The following is a 19,845-nucleotide window of genomic DNA, read 5'->3' as shown; positions in this document are numbered from 1 at the left end:
GTATCATCAGATGGAGTTGGCCAGCCAGGGCTGGGCGGCGAGGTGGCGCTCTTCAAAGGCGCGGATCTCGTCGGCGTGGCGCAGCGTGAGGCCGATGTCGTCCAGCCCGTTCATGAGGCAGTACTTGCGAAACGGGTCGATCTGGAACTCGTACGACAGCGCCCCATTGGCGGTGGCAATGCGCTGCGCTTCCAGGTCCACCACCAGGCGAAAACCGGGAAAGGCCTTTACTTCATTGAACAGCTGATCGACCTGCGACTCCGGCAGTACGATGGGCAGCAGGCCGCTCTTGTAGCAGTTGTTAAAGAAAATGTCGGCAAAGCTGGGCGCGATGATGGCGCGAAAGCCGTACTGGTCGAGCGCCCATGGCGCGTGTTCGCGCGAGGAGCCGCAGCCAAAGTTCTTGCGCGTGAGCAGGATCGACGCACCCTGGTAGCGCGCCTGGTTGAGCACAAAATCCGGGTTGAGCGGACGGCTGCTGTTGTCCTGCCCCGGTTCGCCGTGGTCCAGGTAGCGCCACTCGTCGAACAGGTTGGGGCCAAAGCCGGTGCGATGGATCGACTTGAGGAACTGCTTGGGAATGATGGCGTCGGTGTCGACATTGGCCCGGTCAAGCGGTGCCACCAGTCCTTCGTAAATCGTGAATTTTTCCATGGACTTCGCTAGGTGGACGGCGCCTGGCGCCGTCGGTGGTTGTTCATCAGCGCAGTGCGCGCACGTCGACAAAGTGACCCGTGATGCCGGCAGCAGCTGCCATGGCCGGCGACACCAGGTGGGTGCGTCCGCCCTGCCCCTGGCGGCCCTCGAAATTGCGGTTCGAGGTGGAAGCGCAGCGCTCGCCGGGCTCGAGCCGGTCGGCATTCATGGCCAGGCACATCGAGCAGCCCGGCTCGCGCCATTCAAAGCCGGCATCGCGGAAAATCTTGTCCAGCCCTTCGCGCTCGGCCTGGTCTTTTACCAGTCCGGACCCGGGCACCACCAGCGCCAGGCGCACATTCGGGGCGCGGTGCTTGCCGCGTACAACAGCGGCGGCGGCGCGCAGGTCTTCAATCCGCGAATTGGTGCACGAGCCGATAAAGACCTTGTCGATGCGGATGTCTTCGATCGGCGTGTTGGGCTTGAGGTTCATGTACACCAGCGCCTTTTCCATGGCGTCGCGCCGTACCGCGTCCTTTTCGAGGTCGGGGTCGGGCACGCGGCCATCGATGGCCGTGACCATCTCGGGCGAAGTGCCCCAGGTGACCTGCGGCTTGATGTCGGCGGCGTTGAGCGTGACCACCAGGTCGAACTTTGCACCGGGGTCGGAGTGCAGCGTGCGCCAGTAGTCAACCGCGCGGTCCCAGTGCGGGCCGGCTGGCGAAAACGGGCGGCCCTTGACGTAGTTGATGGTGGTGTCGTCCACCGCCACCATGCCGGCGCGGGCGCCCGCCTCAATGGCCATGTTACAGATGGTCATGCGCCCCTCCATGGACAGGGCGCGGATGGTGGAGCCGCCAAACTCGATGGCATAACCGGTGCCGCCGGCGGTGCCGATCTTGCCGATCACGGCCAGCACGATATCCTTGGCGGTCACGCCCGGCGGCAGCGCACCGTCGACCTGCACCAGCATGGCCTTCGATTTCTTGGCCAGCAGGGTCTGGGTGGCCAGCACGTGCTCCACTTCGGAGGTGCCGATGCCATGCGCCAGGCAGCCAAAGGCGCCGTGGGTGGACGTGTGCGAGTCGCCGCACACCACCGTCATGCCGGGCAGCGTGGCGCCCTGCTCCGGACCGATGACATGCACGATGCCCTGGCGCTTGTCGTTCATGTTGAAGTAGGTCAGGCCATAGCTTTTCGCGTTGGCGTCGAGCGTTTCCACCTGCAGGCGCGAGGTGGGATCGGCGATGCCGTCCTTGCGGTCGGTGGTGGGCACATTATGGTCGGCCACGGCCAGGTTGGCCGAGGTACGCCACAAGGGGCGGCCGGCGGCGCGCAGGCCGTCGAAGGCCTGGGGGCTGGTCACTTCATGGACGAGGTGGCGGTCGATGTACAGCACCGTGGTGCCGTCGTCGTCGGCGCGCACAACGTGCGATTCCCAGAGTTTGTCGTAGAGCGTTTTTATCATGGCGGGGGCGGCAAGGAACTACGGTGTCACGGCGCAAAAATGGCCTCTTCAGTTGATTATGCCATATTTGTGCAATGCAGTAAGCCGCCCCCCTTTTTGATACTTTAGTAATTTTTGATACGATTTTCATGAACTTTGTTCGCCATATGTATCATGTGAGCGAACGAAGTCAAGGACGCGGGCGGCTGCGACGCAGGCGCACCGGGCCGGGCAGGCAGGAACAGGACGGGAATCAGGACAGGAAAGGACAGCGCCCCCGCCGGCTGTGGCCGCGGGGGCGTGCAAGGCTTTACGCCGCGGCGCGCAGGGTACTGCGGCAGCCGTCCATCAGGAAGGACAGGCCGATGACGAGCACCAGTTCGCCCTCGGCGGAGCGGGCGGTGCCGGTGATGCCTTCGACGGCAATGGCCGTCATTGGCTTGATCACCAGGTCGGCGGTGCCGTCCACCGCGGCCACGGCCAGGATGTAAGGCTGCGGGGCATTGATGACGATGCCCACTTTTTCCGAACAATCCTCGTAGCCGAGCGAGGCGGCCAGGGAGCGCACCGGCAGCGGACGGCCCTGGTCCTTGAGCACCGGCGCCCCGCCGACGTTCATGAACTCGTCGGGCAGTTCGACCACGCGCTGGACCACGGCCATCGGCAGCGCCAGTGCGGCGCCCGAGGTCGACACCAGCATGGTCGGCACAATCGACAGTTCGATCGGCAGGCGGATGGCAAACTTGGTGCCGTGGCCAAGCGAGGATTCGATATGGATCGCACCGCGGTTCTTTTCCACGGCCGTCTTCACCACGTCCATGCCCACACCGCGCCCGGACACCGAAGAGGCCACTTCCTTGGTCGAAAAGCCCGGCAGGAACACCAGCTGGTAGGCTTCCTCGTCACTCTGGGCCGCATTATCGTTGATCAGGCCCTTCTGGATCGCCTTGCGCCGCAGGCTGGCCGGGTCCATGCCCTTGCCGTCATCCTGCAGCACGATCATGACGCTGTTCGCTTCCTGCCATGCCTTGAGCGAGATGAAGGCCTTGGCCGGCTTGCCGGCAGCGGCGCGGTCCTGGGGCGACTCCACCCCGTGATCGAGGGCGTTGCGCAGCATGTGCACCAGCGGGTCGTACAGGCTGTCGACCACCACGCGGTCCACTTCCGTTTCGGCGCCCTCGATGGTCAGTTCCACGTCCTTGCCCAGGTCCTTGGCCAGCTCGCGCACCAGGCGCGGGAATTTCTGGAACAGGCGGCCCACCGGCTGCATGCGCGTGGCCAGGGTGGCACGCTGCAGTTCGGCCGAATAGCGCGAGGCGCGTTCCAGCGTTTCGGTCAGCGTGGTCATGAGGGTCGCAGCCGCGCCTTCAAACTTGAACTGCAGCAGGCGCTCGAGCAGCACGGCGGCCTGGTTGGCTGCCTGCACCGATTCGCCCGCCACTTCCAGCAGCGCGTCGAGCTTGACCGCGTCAACACGGATGCTGTCTTCCTTGGCAGGCGCGGAAGCGGCGCGGAATTCCTGCACCCGTTCCTCGCGCCGATCCACGCCATCCCAGCCGGCCGGCTTCGCGCCTGCGGCAGCGTCGCCTGCGGCGCTGCCTGCCTGGGGCGCAGGGGCTGCGGCGGCCGGTGCCGCCGAAGCCACCGTGGCCGCGGGGACATAGGTCCCGGGCGGGACCACGGCCACGAACATGGCTTCCCAATCGAGGCCGTCAGCGCCCGCTGCCATGGCGGCGGGCGCCGCTGGTGCGGCCGCGGCCATGGCAGCGGGGGCCGAGGCACCAGGGGCCGCCGGGGCCGGCGTTGGCGCCGGCGCCGACTGGCCCTTGCCTTCGATGGCATCGACCAGGATGCGTTCGAGCGCGTCCGGCATCGATGCCAGCTGTTCGGGCAAGGCGCCGTTGTTCAAGTCGGTGAGCTGGTCGGCCACGAAGCCGGACGCCTGCAGCGCCGCCTCGATGGCCAGCGGGGTCACCGGCGCAGCGCCGGTGCGCAGTGCGTCGAACAGGTTTTCGGTCAGGTGACAGGCCGCCACCAGCGCCGGCAGATTCATGAAACCGGCGCCACCCTTGATCGTGTGAAACGAGCGGAAGACGGCGTTGAGGGTTTCCTTGTTGTTCGGATCGCGCTCCAGGCGCAGCAAATGCTCTTCAACGTTGACTGCCAGATCCATCGCCTCGACGACGAAATCCTTGAGCATATCGTCCATTAGAATCCCAGATCGGCTAAGAGGTCGTCCACATTGTCCTGGTCCAGGGCCACCGACGGCAGCGCGGGGCCGGACATGAGCGCCGGCTTGGACAGCTTTTCGCGCACCGATGGCGGAGCGTTGTCGCGCAACAGTTCGGCCAGCTCATGCTCCACGGTCTTGGTGATGGTCACCACTTTCTTGATCAGCTGACCGGTAATGTCCTGGAAGTCCTGCGCCATCATGATGTCGAGCAGGCGCGCTTTTTCCGCTTCGGTGGCGTCATTGACGGCCTTGGCAAAGCTGCGTGCGTCGCCGGCCAGGGCCTTGAATTCGTCAATGCTGAGCTTGCCTGAAAACAGGGCATCCCAGCGCTGCTCCATTTCCCGCGCCTGCTTGGACAAGACGTCCTGCGCCGGCATGCCCTCGTCGAGGGTATTGAGCACCTTGTTGGCCGCCTGTTCGGTCAGGCTGGCCACGTATTCGAGACGGTCCTGGGCATCATTGATCTGGCTCGACGCTTCGGTCAGGGCCTTGTCGTAGCCAAGTTCGCGCAGAGAGTCGTGCAGCAGGCGCACGATGCCGCCCAGGCGTTCAAACATGGGATTGTCCGAGCGCTCGGCTTCGCCGGCGCTGCCATCGCCACCGGCCGCGGGCGGCTCTGGTGCAGCAGCAGGCGCGGGCGCCGCTACCAGCTGGGGCCGGGTGGAAGCGACCTGGTCAAACAGGGCTTCCATGTCATCTTCCGCGGCAGCCGGGGCGGGGGCGGCGGCAGCACCGGCGGTGCGCTGCGCAGACACTTCCTCAAATAGTGCGTCGAAATCATCAGCGGCGTCCGTCATATACCTGCTTCTCCATAAATTTAAAATTTCGCAATCTTTACGATCTTACGATCTGACTAAATGTGTGCCGTGCGAGTTTTTGGCAGAGCATGAACCGGGGCAATGAGGCCGCGTTTACGCGAGTGTAGCAGTGCAATCGTACGCAGGTAAATCATTGCGCGCGGCGACCGCTGCATTGGTGTGCGAAACTTGCGAGGCCGACAATCAACTAGGCGCATTCCACGGTTCGAGTGTTGTATTTTGTTATCTAATCAACGCCAGATCAAGCGTTTTAGTCCTTTGAGGCAATTTTTATTCGCGCAAAACAACACCTTGTAACTGTCACGAAGTTTGAGGCAGATCAAACGTTTGCGTTCTATCAATAGGCAAAAAAGCAGCACTGACAGAAAATACGTCGGCAGTCTGCCCGGGAGCAAGCCATGTACCAGAAAATACTCATTACGACGGACGGCTCGGCCGTCTCCAGGCATACCGCTACGGCGGGCGTGGAACTGGCGCGCCAGCTGCAGGCGCGCGTGCTGGTGCTGTATGTGGCACCGGCCTACCAGTACCCTGTCTATGTTGAAATTGTCCCGCCCGCTTATCCCAGCGAAGAGGAATATTTCGCGCACATGCAACAGGCCGGCGATCAGCACACGGCGCCCATTGTGCAGGCCGCGCGGGATGCGGGCCTGGAAAGCGCGGGCATCACCGCCTTTGCCGATGGCGCCGCGCTCAAGATCGTGGAGGTGGCTGAGGAGCAAAATTGCGACCTCATCTTCATCGGATCACACGGGCGCAGCGGCTGGGGCCAGCTGCTGCTCGGCAGTGTGACCAACAAGGTGCTGTCGCACACCAGCAGGCCTGTGCTGGTCCACCGCCTGGTCGCGGCGCCGTCAAGCTAGCATTTCTGCTAGTAGTGCAACCGGTGGCTGTTCAGTAGGCTATGGCTGCGCCTGCGCGCTGTTGCTTCGCTCCATTAACCTGTTTTCACTGATTGCTGCCCTATGATACGAATAGTCATTGCCGACGACCACACGATCATGCGCGAAGGCTTGAAGCGCATCCTCGACGGCGCGCTTGACATCGATATCGTCGGCGAGGCCATCAATGGCTTTGAAGTGCTCAGCCACGTGCGCCAGGGCGGCTTCGACCTGCTCTTGCTGGACTTGTCGATGCCCGGGCGCAGCGGGGTGGACCTGATCCGCCAGATCCGCAGCGAGTCGCCCAAGCTGGCCATCCTTATTCTCACCATGCACGAAGAAGAGCAATACGCCGTGCGCGCCATCCGGGCCGGGGCCCAGGGCTACCTCACCAAGGAAAGCGCGGGCACCCAGCTGGTGGGGGCAATCCGCAAGGTGGCCTCCGGCCGGCCCTACATCAGTACCGAAGTGGCCGAACAGCTGGCCCTGAACATCATGACGCCCAACGAGCAACTGTTGCACAAGCAATTGTCTGATCGCGAGTTTGAAGTGTTTTCCCTGCTGGTGGGCGGCAAGTCGATTACCGAAATTGCCAACAGCCTGCACCTGTCCGTGAAAACGGTGAGCACGCACAAGACCCGCATCATGCAAAAGATGGGCATGACCTCGCTGTCGGAAATGGTGCAGTACGCGGTGGCGCATCGCCTGCTGTCGCCATTTCGTTCTTGAAGCCTTCCCGTTCAAGAGGCCAATAGTTTTAGACAACGCTGCAGCAAATTCGTGCGGACAAGCGTCAATCAGCGCCATTCCTGCGACGATTGCAGGCAGCCTTCCGGCATCGTCCTTTCCGCCATTTCCCCTATGAGCGCACGCTGCATTTCTAGGATTACTCCTACGGTGGCGCGCCCTATCCTACCGGTAGATTCAGCCATCGCTGATATCAATGCCGGACTCGTGTTGGCATACTCAATCCAACGATTCGGGCTTTCCTGCGGTTCACTCTAGAAGACGCAAGCTAATCCCAGCCGTGCTGTCCCATCATGTTGGCCCTGGCGTGTTGCCTCCATTTACCGCCGCCACAACGTGTTTGCCGCAGCCTGAACCCACGAGATTTTTCACCTGGAGATAAGCATGCTGTCCACGCCAACGCTTGACAACCGCAACACCCCTTCGTCGACCTTGCATTCCTCCACCATGGAAGCAGGCCGCCAGCGCCAGGGCCGTCTCTGGTCCAATCTCAAGGAAGTGTGCGACTTGCTGCACATTACCGCAGCGGTCTCGGTCAATTCCGAAGAACTGCTGTTCCAGCACGTACAGTTCAAGACCGGCCAGCGGGTGCACACCATCGGCCAGGCATTCGATACCCTGTACATCGTCAACTCGGGCTTCCTCAAGACCGTGCTGATCGACGAATTCGGCAACGAGCAAGTGCTGTCTTTCCCCATGAAGGGCGACATGCTCGGGGTGGACGGCATCCACACCCGCCACTACGCATCGGAAGCGGTGGCGCTGTCGGACTGCGACCTGATCTTGCTGCCATTTAAAAAGCTGACCGCGCTCGGGCGTGTTCACCTGGAACTGGAAAACGTCATGTACGGCGTCATGAGCCGCGAGCTGGTGCGCGAGCAAGCCATGATCGGCATGCTGGGTGCCCTCTCGGCCGAAGCCCGGGTGGCCCGCTTCCTCGTCACCCTGGCCGAGCGCTTCGCCGCCATGGGCTATTCAAGCAAGCTGTTCAACCTGCGCATGACGCGCCACGAGATCGGCAGCTACCTTGGCCTCACGCTGGAAACGGTCAGCCGCACGCTGTCGGCATTCAACGAAATCGGCCTCATCACCGTTGACCAGCGCACCATCGGCATCAAGGATGCCGAAGCGCTCAAGACACTGCGCCGCCTGCCGCCATCACGCTCGCGCGCCAAGCAAAACAAGGCCAAGGCCGATGCTGCAGAACAAGCCGCCACCGCGGCACTGGCCGGCACCACCACGGCCTGACGCCGTACGGCACTCTCCACAGAAACGGCGCCGGATGCCCATCCGGCGCCGTTTTTTCTTGCCGCGCTACTGGGCTTGCCGTTCCAGCACGCCATTATTGATGCGCACTTTTTCGCCCACACGCAAGGCCGGTTCGTTTTCGTATGTCACGGTCTGGGTGCCACCGTTAGGAAAGCGCACCACCACTTCATAGACCTGGGTACGCTTGGAATTGCGCTCGATATTGCGGCCGATGTAAGCCCCGCCCAGCGCGCCGGCAATCTGGGCAGCCGTCTTGCCGCTGCCATCGCCGACCTGGCTGCCCAGTGCCGCCCCGATCAGGCCGCCACCGATGGTGCCCAGGTAGTGGCCTTCGCCATCGACCTGCACCACATTGATCGCTTCCACGACGGCGCAGTCAGGGCAATAACGGGTGGTGCTGGCCGCCCGCACGGGAGGCGCCGACGCCACCATCAAAGGCTTGTTGAGCTTGGTGGTGGCGACGCGGTTGCCGATCCGCATATTGGCCGTCACGGCGCTGTTGGGAACAATGCGGTCGGCGCGGCGGATCGTGTATTCGCCCGCATATTCGCCCGGCTTTATCTCGGGCAAAAAGAAGATGCCGCGTGCGCCCTGGATCGCCATGTCGACCTTGGCACCCGGGGTGCCGTACACGGTGAAGTTCAACTCGCTGCCAGGGCTTAAGTCATTGTCACCCCGCACATCAAAGCGCTCGATGCGGGGATTGCCATTGCTGGCCACCGTATTGCCCCGCACCAGCGACTCGGCCAGCACGCCGCTGGTGACCAGGTTTCCCACCCGCAGATTGGCCGTCACCGAACTGGTGGGCGTGATGCGGTCGCGGGTCCCGATGGTGTAGGTGCCCTCGTATTCGCCCGGCTCGATCTCGGCCATGGCCAGGTTGCGCCGCGCGCCCTTGATATTCAGGTTGGCGCGCCCGCCCGGGGTGCCGTACAGCTTGAAGGTCAGTTCCGTGCCCGGCCGCAGGCGCCGCACCTCGTCGACCTCGAAGCCACGGATGCGCGGCGTTACCGCTGTCGCACTTGTCTGGTATTGCTGCGCCTGTGCTGGCGCCGTCACGAGCGAGAGGGACAGGAAGGGGGTGACGGCCATCACAGCGGCGAAGAGGGTATGAGCGGTTTTGATGATGTTCTCCTCAAGGGTTGGTTCAACGCCGGCCACGGGACTGTCCAACACTCATTGCCAGCTCTAAACAGCAAGGTACGGCTGACGGCCAGGCTGCACCGTGCGTTACCGTACGCAGTGCATGGCTTCCCCTGAGGTAACGTACACGCGCTCATGGACGTCGGGGGAAATCACGTAACCGCCGGTAAAGGCGCCGAAGGATGGCAAAATCATGCGGGTGGGCCCGACCAGGAAGCATGGCAGGCGCAGCGAATCGAGGCGGCTGGCCAGGAGATAGACGGGGTGGACATGGCCGGCCAGCACGTAGCCGGCAGCGGCGACATCGGGATGGTGGCAAAAGCTGAAGGGGCCGACCGTGTGCGGTTCGTCCACCATGGTAATGCCGAGCGCTGCCGACGGGTCGCCTGCGCGCATGTCGTGATTGCCGCGAACCAGGGTCAGGCGCAGTGCCGGATGGCGCCGGCGCCAGGCCAGCATGGCCGCCACGGTCGCGGAGGCATGGGCGGCGCGGGCATGCAGAAAGTCCCCCAAAAAAACGATTTCCCTGGTCGGATAGATCGCCATCAGGGCATCGAGCCCCTCCAGGTTCTGGGTGGTGGTCCCGCGCGGCACCGGCACGCCCTGGGCGCGGAACGAGGCGGCCTTGCCGAAGTGGATGTCGGCAATGACCAGCATGCTGGCATGGGGCCAGTACAGCGCCTTTTGCGCCAGCAGCAGCACCCGCTCGCCGGCCAGGTCGATCTCGCGCGCGCTCAAGGCGTGGCCGCCTTTTCCAGTTCGCGCAGCATGCGGCTGACGCGGTCCGACAGTTTTTCGGTGGTCAGCTTTTCGCGGAAGCGCTCGACCATGAGCGCAAAGCCGAACGGCGTGGCCCGCGCCACCTCGCAGTGAGTCACGCGCCGCTGATGCAGCTCGGTGAGCGTATCGCGCAGGCGCGTCAGTTCCAGCTCCTGCTCCATGACTTCGCGCTGGGCCTGGGTCAGCAGCAGGTTGCCCGCGTCGTGCTTGCGGAAGACTTCGAAAAACAGGGAGGATGACGCCTGGATCTGGCGCGCGCTCTTGGGCTGGCCGGGATAGCCCTGGAACACCAGGCCGGCAATGCGCGCCACTTCGCGAAAGCGCTGCTGCGACAGCTGGGTGGCGTTCAGGCTCTCGAGCACGTCTTCGAGCAGGCGGGCGGTGGAGAACAAGTCCACATCGGCCCCGCTCTTGCCCCGAAAAACCAGCTTCCAGTCCACCGGTTCGGCTGCCAGCAGCTCGAAACCATAGTCGTTGATCGCAATCGAAAAGGTGATTGGCTGGGTGCGCCCGATACGGTAGGCAAACAGCGAGGCCAGCCCCATGTGCACGGAACGCCCGGCAAACGGATACATGAACAAATGGTAGCCTTCGCGGCTCTTCATGCTCTCGACCACGAGCGTGTCGATGGTGGGCAGGGCCGACCAGCGGCACTGGATCTCCAGCAGCGGTTGAATGGCCTGCATTTCGGGGCCGATGAATGTGCCCGCCGCGGCCAGGCGCAGCTGCTCGAGCGCGGCGTGGGCCAGTTCCGACGACATGGGCATCTTGGCGCCCTGCCAGCGCGTGACGGCCCCGCGCGCACCGGTGGCGCGCTTGACGAAGGCGGTCATCTCGTTGACCCGCACGAATTCCAGGATACGCCCGCCAAACAGGAAATGGTCGCCGGGCTTGAGGCGCGAGATGAACGACTCTTCCACGCTGCCGATGCGTCCCCCGCTCATGTACTTCACGTGCATGGTCGAATCGGAGACGATGGTGCCAATGCCCATGCGATGGCGCCGCCCCAGTGCGATATTGGGCACGCGGTACACGCCCGCTTCGTCGGGCACCACGCGCTGGTATTCGGGATAGGCGACCAGGCTCTGGCCGCCGCGCGCCACGAAGTCGAGCGCCCACTGCCACTCTTCCCACGCCAGGTGGCGATACGACCATGCGCCCTTGACCTCATTGAACAAGGCCTGGGATTCGAAGCCGCCACCCAGGGCCACCGTCACCAGGTGCTGCACCAGCACGTCAAACGGCTTGTTGGGGACCAGGCGCGCCTCGATGTTGCGGCTGGCCACGGCCTGTTTGGCGCCGGCAGCCTCCAGGATTTCCAGGCTGTGGGTGGGCACCAGGGTCACGCGCGAGACCCGGCCCGGGGCATGCCCGCTGCGCCCGGCGCGCTGCAACAGGCGCGCAATGCCCTTGGCGCTGCCGATCTGCAGCACCCGCTCGACCGGCAGGAAGTCCACGCCCAGATCCAGGCTGGCGGTGCAGATGACGGCCTTGAGCTCCCCCTTTTTCAGTCCCAGTTCCACCCATTCGCGCACCTCGCGGTCGAGCGAACCGTGATGCAGGGCGATCACGCCGGCCCAGTCGGGACGCGCGTCGAGGATGTTCTGGTACCACAGCTCGGACTGCGAGCGCGTGTTGGTAAACACCAGCGTCGCGCTGTACGCCTCGATCTCGCGGATCACCGGGTCGAGCATGGCGATGCCCAGGTGGCCGCCCCAGGGAAAGCGCGACACGTTTGGCGGGATCAGCGAGTCGACCACGATTTGCTTGCCCGTGTCGCCCTCCACCAGTACGCCTCTGCCCTCCCCCAGCAGCACGTCCTGGGCCTGGGCCAGGTTGCCCATGGTGGCCGACAGGCCCCACACCACCAGGTCCGCGCGCCAGTGGCGCAGGCGCTCCAGCGCCAGCTGTACCTGCACGCCGCGCTTGCTGCCCAACAGTTCATGCCATTCATCGATGATGACCATGTCCAGATGGGCAAACTGCTGGGCCGCTGCCGCATGGCTGAGCAGCAGCGACAGGCTCTCGGGCGTCGTGATCAGGGCCGAGGGCAAGAGCTTGGACTGGCGCGCCCGCTCGGCCGAGGTGGTGTCGCCGGTGCGCGCGCCGATGGTCCACGCAGGGGCCAGCGCACGGCTGGACTCTTCCAGCGCGCGCTGGGTGTCGGCCGCCAGCGCGCGCATGGGCGTGATCCACAGTACCCGCAAGCCTGCCGCCTTGCGCTGTTTGAGAAGCGAACCGCGCAGCAGGGCCGCGAACCAGACTGCATACGTCTTGCCGGCGCCGGTATTAGCATGCAGCAGGCCCGACTCGCCCTTGACGGCCGCCTTCCACACCGCGCGCTGGAACGGAAACACCTTCCAGCCGCGCGCAGCGAACCAGTCGTCCACGCTCTTCGCCATCTCGCTCTTGCTCATGCGTTGGAGGCGGCCAGCAGGCCCTTGAGGGTGTCGAGTGAGTCCGCATCGTCCACCAGCTTGTCATCGCGCTTGCGCAAAATACGGGGAAAGCGCACCGCGATGCCGGCCTTGTGGCGGGTGGAGAGCTGGATGCCTTCAAAGCCGATCTCAAAGACCATGGTCGGCTTCACCGAGCGCACCGGGCCGAACTTTTCCACCGTGGTCTTGCGGATCGCATTGTCCACCACCGCGATTTCCTTGTCGGTCAGGCCTGAATAGGCTTTGGCAAACGGCACCAGCTTGCGCTCGCCGCCCTCGCCATCCCACACGGCAAAGGTATAGTCGGTGTAGAGCGAGGCGCGGCGGCCATGGCCGGCCTGGGCATAGATCAGTACCGCATCGATGCTGTACGGGTCCACCTTCCACTTCCACCAGGTGCCCACGTTCTTGGTGCGGCCCACGCCGTACTGCGCGCTCATGGACTTGACCATCATCCCTTCCACCCCGCGTGCGCGCGATTCGGTGCGCACCAGCGCCAGCTCTTCCCAGCTGCTGGCCTTGACCAGGGGGGAAATTTTCAGCTGCGGCCGTGCGGTCTGGGTCACCAGCGCTTCGAGCAGGGTGCGCCGCTCGTGCTGCGGCAGGGTGCGCAAGTCCACGCCTTCTTCTTCCAGCAGATCGTAGGCCACCAGCACGGCCGGCAGTTCGGCCAGCAGCTTGGCCGACAGCGTCTTGCGGCCAATGCGCTTTTGCAGATCGGCGAAGGGCGCCGGCGTATCGACCTCGGTCCAGATCAGCACTTCGCCGTCGACCACCGTCCCTTCCGGCAGCGGCAGCCCGGCCAGCTCGGGAAAGCGCTCCGTGATCAGGTCTTCGCCGCGCGACCACAGGTAATTCTGGCCACCGCGCCGCACCAGCTGGGCGCGGATGCCGTCATACTTCCACTCCACCTGCCAGTCGGCGATCTCGCCCAGCGCGGTGGGGTCGCCCTGGAGCTGGTGCGCCAGGAAGAAAGGATATGGCTGGCCGCCGCGCAGCTTGTGTTCTTCGTCGGACTGCTCGGCGATCAGCTGCAAAAAGCTGGCAGCGGTCGGGCGCACCGTATTGTCGGTCCAGCCCATGAGGCGCTGCGCAATGAGCTTGCTGTCCACCGCCGCCAGCGCCGACAGCGCGCGCGTGACCAGCAGTTTGGACACGCCCACCCGAAAGCCGCCGCCGATCAGCTTCATGAGCAGGAAGCGCTCGCGCCATTCCAGTTCATCCCAATAGCTGAACAGGGCCGCGCGGATGGTGGCGGGATCGGCGCCGCGCAGCGGTCCCACCCGCTCCTGCATCCACTCGGCCAGGCCCACATCGCTCCGGCGCGTGGGCGGCGGCAGGATGTGGGCAATGGTCTCGGCCAGGTCGCCCACGGCGTTGTACGACTCGTCGAACAGCCATTCGTCGAGTGCGGCGTATTCAATGGCATATTCGCGCAGCAGCCTGGTGGGCACCGCCTGGCGCGGTTTGCCGCCAGCCAGGAAGTACACGGCCCAGGCGGCGTCCTGCGGCGCGGCGCGGCCAAAGTAGTTTTGCAGCGCTTCGAGCTTGCGGTTGGTGGCGGTGGTTTCGTCAAGTTCGGTGTAGAGGCGGGCGAATTCACGCATCGCGCACCTCGCTCTCCTGGCCCGCCGCTTCCGTACCCGGCTCCGGTTCCAGAACCTTGTCCGCCGGCGCCGCCAGCTCGGCGGCCGCGTCGTCCTCGTCGCCGTATTCAGTATCAAAGCCCGAGGCGTCCAGTCCCACCTGGCGCAGCCAGCGGACCATGATCGGAATCGAGCCGTGGGTGACGATGACGCGCGGCGCTTCGGTGGCGCGGATGGCCGTCATGAGGCCGGGCCAGTCGGCATGGTCAGACAGGATGAAGCCGCGGTCCACGCCGCGCCGCCGGCGTGCCCCGCGCAGCTGCATCCAGCCGCTGGCAAAAGCGTCGCTGTAGTCGCCGAAGCGCTTCATCCAGGTGGTGCCGCCGGCCGAGGGCGGGGCAATCACGATCGCGCGCTTGATGTCGGCCTTGTCGACGTCGGTCACCATGCGCGTGGGCGGCAGGTTCACCCCGCCTTCGCGGTAGACCCGGTTCAGGGGTTCGGCCGCGCCATGGCAGATGATGGGGCCAATCGAGGCATCGAGCCCCGACAGGATGCGCTGGGCCTTGCCGAAGGCGTAGGCAAATATGATGCTGGCGCGCCCTTCGTCGGCATTCTTGCGCCACCAGCGATTGATGTCGTCGAAAATTTCCTGCTCCGGCTGCCAGCGGTAGATGGGCAGCCCGAAGGTGGACTCGGTGATGAAGGTATCGCAGCGCACCGGCTCGAACGGCGCGCAGGTGCGGTCCGGTTCCACCTTGTAGTCGCCGGAGGCCACCCACACTTCGCCCTTGTGCTCCATGCGCACCTGGGCCGAGCCAAGTACGTGGCCGGCCGGGTGCAGTGAAATGCGCACGCCATTGTGCTCCACCGTGTGGCCGTACTCGATCCCGTCGATATGAATCTCGCCCAGGCGCGAGCGCAGCACGCCGACCCCGCTGGCGGTGGACAGATAATGGCCATGGCCCACGCGGGCATGGTCGCCGTGCGCGTGGGTGATGACAGCGCGCTCCACGGGGCGCCAGGGATCGATATAGAACTGTCCCGGCACGCAGTACAGCCCTTCCTTGCGAACGACAACCATGTCTGACATGCGCGGCATTCTCCTTAGGCTGGGCTGACGAAGTCGATCAGGAAGGTGCGCTCGCTCTGGTCGGGAAAGCTGATCGTGACCTGGTCGCCGGCAACGCCGAGCACGGTGCCTTCGTCATATTTGGGCACCCTGACCTTGTCGCCTTCCTTGAACTGCGGTCCCGCGTCGTCGGGCTCCGTGCTCACCTCGAACTCGTCATCGCGAATGGCGATGTCGGCAACCACCGGGGGATTGAGGCAGTTATCGCAGCGGCAGCACTTTTCAAAGCCGTCGACTTCATCGTCAAAGTAGTCCAGCAGTACCTTCCAGCGGCAAAAGCCGCTTACCGCGTACGATACCATCTGTTCCAGCGCTTCGCGGTCGCGTTCCTGTTTTTGCGCGTAGATGGCCGCCAGCTCCTCGAAGATCGCTGCCGTGGGCGCCTTGGCCGTGACGATGAATTCAAGCTTGCGGTTCTGGCGCAGCAGCTTGCCATCCTTGAGCAGCTTGAGGCATACCTTGAGCTTGGCCGTGGGCAGCTCCTCGCCCAGTGCTTCGTCAATGTCATCGGTGGTCAGCTTGTTTTCCTCGGCCAGGGCGCACACCCTGTCATACAACATCTTGAGGTCATTCCCCGTCGGATAATGCTTGACCAGGAAGAATTGCTGGACCCGCTTGTCATCCTGAAAGTACAGCAGAGTGCAGTCGGCATTCTCGCCATCGCGCCCGGCCCGCCCCGATTCCTGATAGTAGGCCTCCAGGTTGGCCGGCAGCTGCAGGTGGATGACAAAGCGCGTGTCCGGCTTGTCGATGCCCATGCCGAAGGCATTGGTGGCCACCATCACGCGCCGCTCGCCGGACATGAAGAGGTCCTGGTTGGTCTTGCGCTCGCTGGCGGCCAGTTTGCCATGATAAATGGTGACACATTCGCCGGCGCCTTCGAGCACTTCCAGCATTTCCTCGGCCGCCTTGACCGTGGCCGCGTAGACGATGCCGGTGCCCTCGTGCTGCTGCACCAGCTCGCGCGCACGGGCGTAGCGCTCATCATTATTGGTCACCTGCACCACACTGTAGTGAAGGTTGGGGCGGTAGATGCCGGTATTGACGACATGCATGCCGCGCCGTCCCAGCTGGCGGCCGATATCGGCCACCACATCGTCGGTGGCCGTGGCGGTCAGGGCCAGCACCGGTGGCTTGCCAAGGGCATCGATGGCGGCGGCCATCTCCAGGTAGGCGGGCCGGAAGTCGTGCCCCCACTGGGAAATGCAGTGGGCTTCGTCAATGACGACCAGGGCAATCTGGATCTCGCGCAGCACGGCAAGAAATGCAGGACTGGTCAGCCGCTCGGGGGTGCAGAACACGATTTCGTGGGTGGTGTTGCGAATGCCTTCAATGGCCGCGTCCTCTTCCTCCTTGTTGAGGCTACTGTTGACCTGGGCGGCGCGGATACCCATGTCTTCCAGCTTCTCGAGCTGGTCTTTCATCAGGGAAATCAGCGGCGACACGACGATCGTGGTGCCCGCGAGCATGCGGGCGGGAATCTGGTAGCACAGCGATTTACCGCTGCCGGTGGGCATGATCGCCAGCGTATCCCGGCCATCGAGCACACTGTCAATCACTTGTTGTTGGCCATCGCGCAAACGCTCGACGCCAAAAATGGAACGCAACAGCTTGCTGATCTTGTTGCGGCGGGCGGCACGTACGCCCTTGTTCAGGAGGATGGGGTCATGTGTAGTCATACCACCACTGTAGGGCGCACGATTGGGCTCTACCATAGGACGCAGCCTACAAATGACGTAGGAAGCAGCCAAAAGCCGGGCCACAGGCGTTTGTCCTACAGCGCGACGGACGGTTCACCGATAGTTGCTTTGCAGAATAGCCATTATGATGAGCTCATACGATCAAGAAACGTGCTAGAACAACCGGAGGACATCATGCGCTTAATCCCATTCACCATCGCAGCGCTGCACATTGGCGTTGCCAGCGCAGCAACTTATCTGCTCGTGGCCACCGATGTCCTGGCAAATTCCAGCTTCCTGCTGATTCACTAAGAACGCCCTAAGCCTCCTGCCGTGCCATGCGGACCGGCTAGCCTTGGTCCTACTTGCCGACTGCCTTCATGGCCGAACGCAAATAGGGCGCCGTCCTGCTGGTCTTGTCTTTCGCAACCTGGCCCGGCGGCCCCGCTGCCACCACCTTGCCGCCCGATTCGCCCGCCCCAGGGCCAATATCGATCACCCAGTCGCTGGCGGCCACCACCCGCATATTGTGTTCGACCGTAATGACACTGTTGCCCGCTTCGACCAGGCGATCGAGTTGCGTGAGCAGCTTGTCGACGTCGGACGGATGCAGGCCGGTTGTCGGTTCATCGAGGATGTACAGCATGTTGCCGCGTGTGGCGCGCTGCAGTTCCGTGGCCAGCTTGATGCGCTGCGCTTCGCCGCCCGACAGTTCGGTGGCCGGCTGGCCCAGGCGCAGATAGCCCAGCCCCACCTCGCGCAGCACTTCCAGCGAGCGCGCAATCGCGGTTTCGTCGGCAAAGAACGCCGCTGCCGCATCCACCGTCATTGCCAGCACCTGGGCGATGTTGCGCTCCTTGTAGGTCACTTCCAGCGTCTTGGCGTTGTAGCGCGCGCCGCTGCAGGTAGGGCATGGCGCGTACACGCTCGGCAAAAACAGCAGCTCCACCATCACCTGGCCCTCGCCTTCGCAGTGTTCGCAGCGTCCCTTGGCGACGTTGAAGGAAAAGCGGCCCGCATCGTAGCGGCGCGCCTTGGCCATTTTGGTCGCGGCAAAGAGCTTGCGCACGTGATCGAACAATCCCGTGTAGGTTGCCAGGTTCGAGCGCGGGGTGCGCCCGATGGGCTTTTGATCGACCCGGATCAGGCGCTTGATGCCGCCCAGGCCGTGGACGATGCGGCCCTGCGTCTCAATCACCTCCACGTGTTCAAGCGGGTCGCCCTCCTCCACTTCCGGCGGCGGCTCGTGCCCCAGTTCGGCGCTTACCAGATCCACCAGCACCTGCGACACCAGGGTCGACTTGCCGGAGCCGGACACCCCGGTCACACTGGCCAGCACCCCCAGCGGCAGGTCCACATCGAGCCCATGGAGATTGTTGCGGCTCACTCCCGCGAGCTTGAGCCAACCCGCTGGCAGGCGCGGGGTGCGCGGCGGCGGCGGCGCCTGGTCGAACAGGTAGCGCCGTGTATGCGACTGCTGCACGTCCTTGAGGCCCTCGGGCGGGCCGCTGTACAGGATGCTGCCACCCTGTTCGCCCGCGTCCGGCCCCACATCCACGATCCAGTCGGCGTGGCGGATCACATCGAGCGCATGTTCGACGACAAACAGCGAATTGCCGGACGCCTTGAGCTGGGCCAGCGCCGTCAGCAGCGCTTCGGTATCGGCCGGATGCAGGCCGGCCGACGGTTCATCGAGCACGTACACGACGCCAAACAGATTGGAGCGCACCTGCGTGGCCAGGCGCAGGCGCTGCAGTTCGCCCGGCGACAGGGTCGGCGTACTGCGCTCCAGGGCCAGGTAGCCCAGCCCCAGCGCCAGCAGCACGTCCAGGCGCGCTACCAGGTCTTCGGCAATGCGGCGTGTGACGATCAGCTTTTCCGGGTGGGCCTGTGCATCCTTCTTGCTTTGCTCGGCAGCGCCATGGGCAAAGGGTAGCAGCAGGGCGTGCAGGCGTTCCAACGGCATGCGCGAGATGTCGGCAATATCATGCCCGCCGAAAGTCACCGAGAGCGACTCCTGGCGCAGCCGCTTGCCGCGGCACAGCGGGCACTCGGAACTGACCATGTAGCGCGCGACGCGCTTTTTCATCGACGCGCTTTCGGTGGTGGCAAAGGTTTGCAGCACGTAGCGGCGCGCCCCGGTGAACGTGCCCTGATAGCTGGGCGTTTCCTTGCGCTTGAGCGCGTCCCTGGTCTCTTCCGGGGTGAAGCCCGCGTACACGGGCACGGTGGGCGTCTCTTCGGTAAACAGTATCCAGTTGCGCACCTTTTTCGGCAGGTCGCGCCAGGGCGTATCGACGTCGTAACCCATGGTGACGAGGATGTCGCGCAGGTTCTGGCCGTGCCACGCGGTGGGCCAGGCCGCCACCGCGCGCTCGCGGATGGTGAGCGAGTCGTCCGGCACCATCGACTTTTCAGTCACTTCATACACGCGCCCCAGGCCATGGCACTGCTGGCAGGCGCCTTCCGGGGTATTGGGCGAGAACGACTCCGCGTACAGCAGTTCCTGGCCGCGCGGGTAGGTGCCGGCGCGCGAATAGAGCATGCGCAGGGAATTCGACAGCGTGCTCACGCTGCCCACCGAGGAGCGGGTGGTGGGCGAACCGCGCTGCTGCTGCAGTGCCACGGCCGGCGGCAGGCCATCGATATCGTCCACCTCGGGTACCGGCATCTGGTGAAACAGCCGGCGCGCATAGGGCGAGACCGATTCCAGGTAGCGCCGCTGCGCTTCCGCATACAGGGTGCCAAAGGCGAGCGAGGACTTGCCCGAGCCGGATACGCCGGTAAATACCACCAGGGCGTCGCGCGGGATGTCAAGCGACACGTTTTTCAGGTTATGCTCGCGCGCACCGCGCACCTGGACGTATCCCGGACGCTCTGCAAGCTGGGCGGGGGCGGATGGGGACGATGGATGTTTGCGCATACCACCATTTAACGTGCCCGAGGCAATGTCAACCGTTAGGTGACACACCTCCGGGATTAGAATAATCCTGTCAATTTCCGGGCAAAGGGCATGGTAGGCTGAGAACCTCCGTTTTTTCACTTGGATTGCCAGC

Annotated in this window: 14 protein-coding genes; 3 read left to right on the top strand and 11 right to left on the bottom strand. The window is 64.1% G+C overall.

The features are described 5' to 3' along the window. Window positions 1-6 precede the first annotated feature (6 nt). The 4 genes from leuD to KY495_RS15630 form a co-directional block, all read right to left on the bottom strand. Window positions 7-654, bottom strand: coding sequence for a 3-isopropylmalate dehydratase small subunit (gene leuD, locus KY495_RS15645; protein WP_219880313.1), 648 nt, complete (start codon window positions 652-654; stop codon window positions 7-9). A 46-nt stretch (window positions 655-700) separates the two neighbouring features. Beyond that, window positions 701-2,104: a 3-isopropylmalate dehydratase large subunit gene (gene leuC / locus KY495_RS15640; RefSeq protein ID WP_219880312.1), complete on the bottom strand. Its 1,404-nt coding sequence runs from the start codon at window positions 2,102-2,104 to the stop codon at window positions 701-703. 289 nt (window positions 2,105-2,393) lie between these two features. Then, on the bottom strand, window positions 2,394-4,292 hold the full coding sequence (locus KY495_RS15635; RefSeq protein ID WP_219880311.1) for a chemotaxis protein CheA: 1,899 nt from the start codon (window positions 4,290-4,292) through the stop codon (window positions 2,394-2,396). Beyond that, window positions 4,292-5,113, bottom strand: a complete 822-nt coding sequence (locus tag KY495_RS15630; protein WP_219880310.1) for a protein phosphatase CheZ — start codon at window positions 5,111-5,113, stop codon at window positions 4,292-4,294. Before KY495_RS15630 ends, KY495_RS15635 begins: the two co-directional genes overlap by 1 nt. A gap of 419 nt (window positions 5,114-5,532) precedes the next feature. Between KY495_RS15630 and KY495_RS15625 the strand changes: the two genes are divergently transcribed. The 3 genes from KY495_RS15625 (at window position 5,533) to KY495_RS15615 (ending at window position 8,010) form a co-directional block, all read left to right on the top strand. Next, on the top strand, window positions 5,533-5,997 hold the full coding sequence (locus KY495_RS15625) for a universal stress protein (protein ID WP_219880309.1): 465 nt from the start codon (window positions 5,533-5,535) through the stop codon (window positions 5,995-5,997). Between the two features lie 102 nt (window positions 5,998-6,099). Then, window positions 6,100-6,744 carry a response regulator transcription factor gene (locus tag KY495_RS15620; protein ID WP_219880308.1) on the top strand — a complete coding sequence of 215 codons (645 nt, stop codon included), beginning with the start codon at window positions 6,100-6,102 and terminating at the stop codon, window positions 6,742-6,744. Window positions 6,745-7,209: 465 nt separating this feature from the next. Then, entirely contained in the window at window positions 7,210-8,010 is an 801-nt protein-coding gene (locus tag KY495_RS15615; protein WP_219884276.1) for a Crp/Fnr family transcriptional regulator, read from the top strand. Window positions 8,011-8,076: 66 nt separating this feature from the next. Here the strand turns inward: KY495_RS15615 and KY495_RS15610 are convergent, their stop codons facing one another. The 7 genes from KY495_RS15610 to uvrA form a co-directional block, all read right to left on the bottom strand. After that, a complete protein-coding gene (locus KY495_RS15610; protein WP_219880307.1) occupies window positions 8,077-9,192 on the bottom strand; it encodes a glycine zipper 2TM domain-containing protein in 1,116 nt (371 codons plus the stop codon). A 69-nt stretch (window positions 9,193-9,261) separates the two neighbouring features. Beyond that, complete coding sequence (gene pdeM, locus KY495_RS15605; protein WP_219880306.1) at window positions 9,262-9,912, bottom strand: ligase-associated DNA damage response endonuclease PdeM; 651 nt, start codon at window positions 9,910-9,912, stop codon at window positions 9,262-9,264. Beyond that, window positions 9,909-12,371, bottom strand: a complete 2,463-nt coding sequence (locus tag KY495_RS15600) for a ligase-associated DNA damage response DEXH box helicase (RefSeq protein WP_219880305.1) — start codon at window positions 12,369-12,371, stop codon at window positions 9,909-9,911. The genes pdeM and KY495_RS15600 overlap by 4 nt, the downstream gene beginning before the upstream one ends. Beyond that, complete coding sequence (locus tag KY495_RS15595; protein ID WP_219880304.1) at window positions 12,368-13,999, bottom strand: ATP-dependent DNA ligase; 1,632 nt, start codon at window positions 13,997-13,999, stop codon at window positions 12,368-12,370. Before KY495_RS15595 ends, KY495_RS15600 begins: the two co-directional genes overlap by 4 nt. Further along, window positions 13,992-15,071, bottom strand: coding sequence for a ligase-associated DNA damage response exonuclease (locus tag KY495_RS15590; protein WP_219880303.1), 1,080 nt, complete (start codon window positions 15,069-15,071; stop codon window positions 13,992-13,994). Before KY495_RS15590 ends, KY495_RS15595 begins: the two co-directional genes overlap by 8 nt. A 14-nt stretch (window positions 15,072-15,085) precedes the next feature. After that, window positions 15,086-16,789, bottom strand: coding sequence for an ATP-dependent DNA helicase RecQ (locus KY495_RS15585; protein ID WP_219880302.1), 1,704 nt, complete (start codon window positions 16,787-16,789; stop codon window positions 15,086-15,088). Between the two features lie 361 nt (window positions 16,790-17,150). Continuing rightward, window positions 17,151-19,712, bottom strand: a complete 2,562-nt coding sequence (gene uvrA / locus KY495_RS15580; RefSeq protein WP_219880301.1) for an excinuclease ABC subunit UvrA — start codon at window positions 19,710-19,712, stop codon at window positions 17,151-17,153. Window positions 19,713-19,845: the final 133 nt, after the last annotated feature.

It is taken from the genome of Massilia sp. PAMC28688 (assembly GCF_019443445.1).
Classification (GTDB): Bacteria; Pseudomonadota; Gammaproteobacteria; order Burkholderiales; family Burkholderiaceae_D; genus Telluria_A.
Note: the sequence above shows the minus strand (reverse complement) of the source record. Positions and strands in the feature narration are given on the sequence as shown.